The organism is Vibrio kagoshimensis (assembly GCF_050337535.1).
GTDB classification, from domain to species: Bacteria; Pseudomonadota; Gammaproteobacteria; order Enterobacterales; family Vibrionaceae; genus Vibrio; species Vibrio gallaecicus.
In genome coordinates this window covers 1-6388 of record NZ_JAKJSZ010000043.1, presented here as the reverse complement: position 1 = coordinate 6388, position 6388 = coordinate 1, and the positions used below count along the sequence as shown (strand labels likewise).

At 40.5% G+C, this 6388-nt stretch carries 9 protein-coding genes and 1 pseudogene; 1 reads left to right on the top strand and 9 read right to left on the bottom strand.

Annotation, left to right across the window (positions count from 1 at the left end; genetic code table 11):
* A pseudogene (locus tag L4C37_RS22025) lies at positions 1-184 on the top strand (hypothetical protein); the annotation flags it as partial.
* Between the two features lie 131 nt (positions 185-315).
* On the opposite strand, the gene L4C37_RS22020 reads toward L4C37_RS22025, so the two are convergent.
* The 9 genes from L4C37_RS22020 to L4C37_RS21980 all read right to left on the bottom strand — a co-directional run bounded on the left by L4C37_RS22020 (position 316) and on the right by L4C37_RS21980 (position 5559).
* The gene (locus L4C37_RS22020; RefSeq protein ID WP_429770083.1) at positions 316-1017 is read right to left on the bottom strand and encodes a restriction endonuclease; all 702 of its coding nucleotides are present in this window, start codon (positions 1015-1017) and stop codon (positions 316-318) included.
* Positions 977-1240 (bottom strand): hypothetical protein, encoded by a 264-nt coding sequence (locus L4C37_RS22015; protein WP_429770081.1) that lies wholly within the window; start codon positions 1238-1240, stop codon positions 977-979. Before L4C37_RS22015 ends, L4C37_RS22020 begins: the two co-directional genes overlap by 41 nt.
* 137 nt (positions 1241-1377) lie before the next feature.
* Positions 1378-1788, bottom strand: a complete 411-nt coding sequence (locus tag L4C37_RS22010; RefSeq protein WP_273297096.1) for a DUF6559 family protein — start codon at positions 1786-1788, stop codon at positions 1378-1380.
* Positions 1789-1932: 144 nt separating this feature from the next.
* Entirely contained in the window at positions 1933-2307 is a 375-nt protein-coding gene (locus L4C37_RS22005) for an SMI1/KNR4 family protein (RefSeq protein ID WP_429770079.1), read from the bottom strand.
* A 143-nt stretch (positions 2308-2450) separates the two neighbouring features.
* Entirely contained in the window at positions 2451-2795 is a 345-nt protein-coding gene (locus L4C37_RS22000; protein ID WP_429770077.1) for a putative periplasmic lipoprotein, read from the bottom strand.
* Between the two features lie 138 nt (positions 2796-2933).
* Positions 2934-3779 carry an MBL fold metallo-hydrolase gene (locus L4C37_RS21995; protein ID WP_429770075.1) on the bottom strand — a complete coding sequence of 282 codons (846 nt, stop codon included), beginning with the start codon at positions 3777-3779 and terminating at the stop codon, positions 2934-2936.
* A 134-nt stretch (positions 3780-3913) separates the two neighbouring features.
* On the bottom strand, positions 3914-4348 hold the full coding sequence (locus L4C37_RS21990; RefSeq protein ID WP_429770073.1) for a GNAT family N-acetyltransferase: 435 nt from the start codon (positions 4346-4348) through the stop codon (positions 3914-3916).
* A 136-nt stretch (positions 4349-4484) separates the two neighbouring features.
* A complete protein-coding gene (locus tag L4C37_RS21985; RefSeq protein ID WP_429770071.1) occupies positions 4485-4838 on the bottom strand; it encodes a VOC family protein in 354 nt (117 codons plus the stop codon).
* 106 nt (positions 4839-4944) lie between these two features.
* Positions 4945-5559: a nucleotidyltransferase family protein gene (locus tag L4C37_RS21980; RefSeq protein WP_429770069.1), complete on the bottom strand. Its 615-nt coding sequence runs from the start codon at positions 5557-5559 to the stop codon at positions 4945-4947.
* Positions 5560-6388: the final 829 nt, after the last annotated feature.

Sequence of the window (6388 nt, the reverse complement as noted above, 5' to 3'; positions counted from 1 at the left end):
CCCAGGTAAAAGTGGCTATGTTCCTATTCCTGACTTTCCACTGGATTCAAATGGCGGAATAGATCGAGCATCATACATTTGGCAAAAAGGCTATATTTTGGAATCAAATGGCTGCTACACCTTTTATATTAATGAAACGTCTAAAGAGACCTACCATTCAGGTTCCGTCAGTGATAATTGTTAGCATAACGCCCTGTTAAGGTGTGAGCAACGCAATGCCTAAGCCGCCGCATACCACCTTAAACACTAAACGCAACGCATAGTGAAAATGCCACGCGTTGCGAATCACTCTTAAACAGTTTGTTAGGTTGTACTTTATGATGCTCGATCAATTAGCCAACCAACTAACCCATTTCTTACCGATTGCCTTGAGAGCTCTTCGACTCCCCAAAATATAAAGTCTTCGTCTGTGGTCGCGTCAATTAATGTATCAAGTGTATTGTTTGGAGAGTGAGTTACAAAATAAAACTTACTAAACCCACTCATGTCAGAAAATTTTTCTTTATAAGCCTCGTAAGTGCCAACATTTGCCCTAGACTTAACCTGAACTGCGATCCTTTCTTGAGTTATTGGAGATATAAGATCTAGATCAATATCTTTCTCTACTTCTCCTGCGACACCTGTTCTTTGCCAACCTGCTTGACGAAATATAAGATCCGTAAGCGTTTCTAAATCTTTGGGATGCAAATTTCTAATAATGGGAAATAAGGCTCTTTCTAGGTTAGATACTGCATTTTCAGCGGCTTGAACATGAGGTTCATTTGTACCATTGATTTTATGAAGTAAATAGTCTTTCTCTTTTACTGTACAAATCGCTCCCTGAAACCCTTGGACGGATAGCAGCTTCCCACTTAATCGTCCTTTGTGCAGCGGGACCCCATTAATATCTGTATCTGACCACTTCGTTACAACAGGTCGAACTTTTGAACCGTCACTTTGCTTTTCAATAACGTCTTTAGAAAAGCACCACCAAAGTCTATCTGAATAAAACGTAATCCATAGTACTTTCTGGTTCATGATAGAACTTAAAAACTTGATCTATATGCCTTGTTGCAGCACCTTGATTGTAACCTTCAGGAAAAGCTCTCTTAGCTTTATCTGCGTCACCAACTAAGCAAGCATCATGATCTAGTTCGTGGTATCCAAGCTGTAAATATCCATTTTCTATGCAGTCTTTTTCCCAACGCCCTTTATCACCAAGCTTTATAAACAGTGCTTTTTCTGCAACAACTTTTTGCAAAACTAACTCCTCAATCTAGAAATTTTCGAGTAAAACCTAACGCCGCGTTAAGGTGTGAGCAACGCTACCACGAAACCCAACGATGGACTGAAAAATGCCAAGCGTTGGGAATCACTCTTAAATGCTTTGTTATGTCACTACACACCACCAAAGTCGTCACCACCACCAAAGTCCCCTCCACCTAGCCCCTCTTGGGTACTTTTTCCCTCATATTGGACTGTAGAGCCATGAACTGAGGCATATTCCAAGTAAGCTTCAAAATCTGGGGCACAGTCTTGCTTGAACAAGACATTTCCTACTTCACGGTGAAACTCTGGGTGGGCACCGAAAGCTGTCGACAAACCCAAAGACATAAAGAAACTATGACTAGTTAGCATACCGTAGGCGTAGTTTGTATAGTTAAGGTCTTTTGATTTTCCAATAGCCCCTAGAGCCCAATCAATTTCCTCGGGATTGTAGAAATCTTTTTTTCCGTACTTAACCGCAAGTCTTGGTGGAAGCTCTCTTGCAACAGATTTGATGATGTTCTTTTTCGTCCACTGAAACATATTTTCTCCTTGTGACATAACGCCCAATTAAGTAGCTGACAACGCTACCAATACACCCAAATTTACCACCATAACCACTGAAGCTGAACCGAGTTGAAAATGCCAAGCGTTGACAGTCTGCTTAAATTGCTTGTTATGTTCGAACTATTCGACTTCAAACTCATTTAACAGTTTCTCGACAAACTCGTCCAAGCTATCAGAAAATAGATTACATTCCATTTTATTATGGTCGGTAAAACCGACAGAAAATTCCGTGCTAGTGTGGCTAATTACGTAATAATCGCCAAAACCATTGTGACCAATAATAAAATAGTCTTCCGGCCACTTTTCTCCAAAATAACCACTGACTCTAACCTCTAGGTTTTCTGAGATTATTTCATCTGCATCGGTAAGAAAATGGAAGTCTTCTGCTTCAGTTCCAACTAAAGCTTCGGGGTAATTTAAAAGAGCCTGCTTGTAGCTTTTAGGAAGCACGATTCCCGTCTTTCTTTCAATTAAACTCAGTTCTTCTAACTTCATTATTTCTCCTAGAACATAACGCCCAATTAAGTAGCTGACAACGCTACCAATACACCCAAATTTACCACCATAACCACTGAAGCTGAACCGAGTTGAAAATGCCAAGCGTTGACAGTCTGCTTAAATTGCTTGTTAGCTGTTTTTTAACCTGAACCTGTTTCATCAACCTTTGTTAATGTCACGCCATCAACCTCCATTAACCACTTACCATCTATGTGATGAGGGGGTTTAGACACAACAAAAGTAGTCGTTAAAAAGGAATAACCAACAACGAAATCGTCGCCTACAAATTCCTTTATTGACGCCTCTATAGAGATTGAACCACCATTCTGCGAGCGTTCATAAGCTATTGTGCCATCAGCAAGTATTAACAAATACATTTCTACACTTTGCCATTGACCAATATATAGCAACTTATCTTCTGGCACTTCCTTACTACAACCAACAAGTACGAATAAAGCCAACAAGATAATAGATAGTTTTTTCATAATCCCTCTCGATAGACTAAGCCTTGTGTACAGCTAACGCCACATTAAGGTGTGAGTGGCGCTTGGCTATACTTGAGCGAAGCGAAACTGCCAAGCGTTACGAATCACTCTTAAATGCTTTGTTAAGCGTACTTTTCGCTATACATTAAAACAGCTTCCCGTGGGGATTGCCTCTAAACGTTCTCCGAGTACTCCTTTAAGCAGACCATAAGCCTTCTTACCTGTGCAGTGCCCTGTATACAGTTTATCAATGGGGTATTGTAACAATGCGCGACCAAGGTCTTTGATGTATTGCTTAGTCCCACCGATATTATCGAATAGTGGCAACCCAACTAGGTGAAAGCCCCCAACGACTGCTTTAACTCTCTCACTCGGAAAATAGCTAACAGCAGTGTCAACCATATTAAGAACTCCACTATGAGCACAACCAGTAAATATAACTAAACCGTCGTGCTCTTTTATCACTAGTAGTAATTCATGGTCAAATGTATCGGATTCCCATCCATTTTGAGATTGCGTATATAGATATCGGTTTCCTTTTGGCTTTTCGTGTTTGGTACTTATATCAGTAATAACAAATACATTCGGCGCAATTTCAGTCGTTTGGTTAACGAATACAAGCCGCTCATAGCTGTCTTTTAGTAAATCTGTATTGATACCAACATCATTTTTGAAACCATAAGCACGAAAATAGTAGTTTTTTTCTTCGCAATCTTTCAAAAACACATTGGCTTTAGAATTGTGAGAAACAAAATCTACAGCACCATTACAGTGATCATGGTGCCGATGCGATATAACCGCAATATCAACGCGTTCGATATCAACACCTAGTAGAGGCGCATTTTGACAAAACGTATCTCCTCCACCCATATCAAACAGTATACTCAATGATTCAGTTTCAATATGTAATGATAACCCACGCTCAACAGCCAAATCTTGCCTACCGTCCAGCCGAGTGTTATCCACTAATGTTGTTATTTTCATAGTTTCCTTTAGACATCGGTTCCGATGTGTACGCTTAACGCCGCATTAAGGTGTGAGCGACGCTTGGCTATACTTGAGCGAAGCGAAACTGCCAAGCGTTGCGAATCATTCTTAAATGCTTTGTTATGTGCGTACTAAACATTACCACTGCAAGACGAGTTAAAAGAAAACATACGTACTTCATCACGTGGAAACCAACCTAGTTTTTCATAGAAATATTGAGCATTCAGGTTTTCATTGGCAACAAATAAGTGAGTTTTAGCTATACCAATTTTCGATAATGCATCGACCACTGAGGATATGAGTTTGGCACCAATGCCTTTGCCTCGACAATTCGCGTTTACAGCCAAATGTTGTACGTAGCCTCGACGACCATCTGTACCAACTAAAATTGCACCAACAATAGTGTCACCATCTACAGCGACAAAGCTGAGATTGGGGTTACGTTCTAAGTATTTACCTATGTTTTCTCTAGAGTCTGCATCACGCAGCAACATAGCTTCTGTTTCAGACCAAAGCTCAATAACTTGAGAGTAATCCGAGATATCCATTTCTCTAATCAATGCCATTTTCCTTCTAAGCACATAACGCCGCGTTAAGTGGTGACCTACGCTACTACAGTACTCAAGACATTATGCCATAAACACCGATGCATATCTTTGAGCTGAAACCGCCAAGCGTTGGGAATCCGTCTTAAACGCTTTGTTATGTGGTAGCTCCACGAAGCCCAATTAAGTTACCAAATGGGTCCTCAACTTGACACATTGAAAGCCCATTCTCGATTTCCATTGGTCCGCGATAAAGATGAGCCCCTAGCGTTTCGAAATGTGCCAGAGCAGCAGGCAGACTTGCTACAGACCAATATAAAACTGTACCAAATTTACCTGCACCCACTTTGTCATCTGCTTGTACTACTTCTAGCGAAAAACCATTTAAACTCAGGACTGTAAAGTCGAACTCAGTGTCATGCATTGGGGCAGCTTCAGGAAAGGCTTTCTTGTACCACTCAAGCCCTTTCTCAACATTTGGAACATGAACAAGAATTGCTGCTGGATTCATAATTTCCTCCTACCACATAACGCCGCATTAAGGTGTGAGCGACGCTTGCCTATACTTTGAGCGAAGCGAAAACGGCAAGCGTTGGGAATCACTCTTAAATGCTTTGTTATACGTTTACTACAAATGAAGTCAAAGCTTCTAAATGCTCTGTACTTTGTGGCATATCATAGACTTTCGAAAAAAGGTCGTAAGCTACCCTGTCATTATTTTCAAGCCACAAAAAACTCTGTTTAGGACCGAAATACCATAACCTGCGCAATAAAAAATACGTTTGTAAAAGGTCTGATTGAAGCCAAGATTTTCTATAATTACCTTCAAGGTTACCTTTACATGCTTGCTTCAAAACCTTCAGTCTTAGTTCAATGATATTCGTTTTGTCTTGCTCATTTAAAGGAGTTAACCCTTTTTTGTATTCTTCACTAACCTGACTTAATAACTTTTTCCCAAGTCCTCTCTCATCGACAGCACAGTAAGCCTGATTGAACTTTATAAACTGAGTAGCATCATTCATTAATTCAGTTGGATAAACCCAAGCATCAATGAAAATACCATCGTGATTCCTAGTATCTTCAAATGCTGCTGAATCATCAAGAAAGCATGCAATATCAACGTCACTTTCAACAGTAGCTTCACCTCTAGCCCTTGAACCATAAATAATTATTGTATGAGGGTTATATTTTTTGACCATTTCACTTATTGCAATTTTTGTAATTTCGTCCATCAAATTAACCCTTTGAAATTTAGATATTAATCACTGACTACAAGAAAACGTATAACGCCCAATTAAGGTGTGAGGCACGCAATACCGATGCCACCGCATACCACCTTAATCACTAAAACCAACGCATAGTAAAAATGCCATGCGTGCCGAATCACTCTTAAATTGTTTGTTAGTTTGTCTACATGATGCAGCCAAAGCTTAGCGCCAAGGTGCTGAATTTGTTGCAAAAATACTGGCTTTGAACGCCAATGTAAAACTGAAAACTACGGAACTCAAACTCAACCAACAAAACGAGATTGGCTAAGAAGCGACATGCGATAAATAACCACAGTTTGGCACCTTAGCTGGCAAAGGATTCATTCGACCAACCTGACAACCAAGTTCAACGAACCGACTTTTCTGCGACAGACTCACCTAGAAAAAGAAACAGCGCGAGACGCACCAAGCGACCAAAGTTACTGATGCGGAGAAATGAATAGAGCTACACTCAAAGAGCCGAAAAACAACCTACGCGCGATGAGATTTGGTTGCACAACTTTTGGCAAGCGAACCGGTGTAAAGCACAGAAACCAGACTAAGCTCTTTGACCAAAAACGCTTTTCTACTTTTGAAAACTAACGCCGCGTTAAGTAGTGAGCAACGCCACCACCCTACCTAAAACCTTGCCACCGTAAACACCAAAACTGACCCAAACTGAAAATGCCAAGCGTTGGGAATCTGTCTTAAACGCTTTGTTAGTTTGCTTACATGATGCAGCCAAAGTTTAGCGCCAAGGTGCTGAATTGGTGACAAAACTACTGGCTTTGAATGCCAATGTAAATCTGAAAAC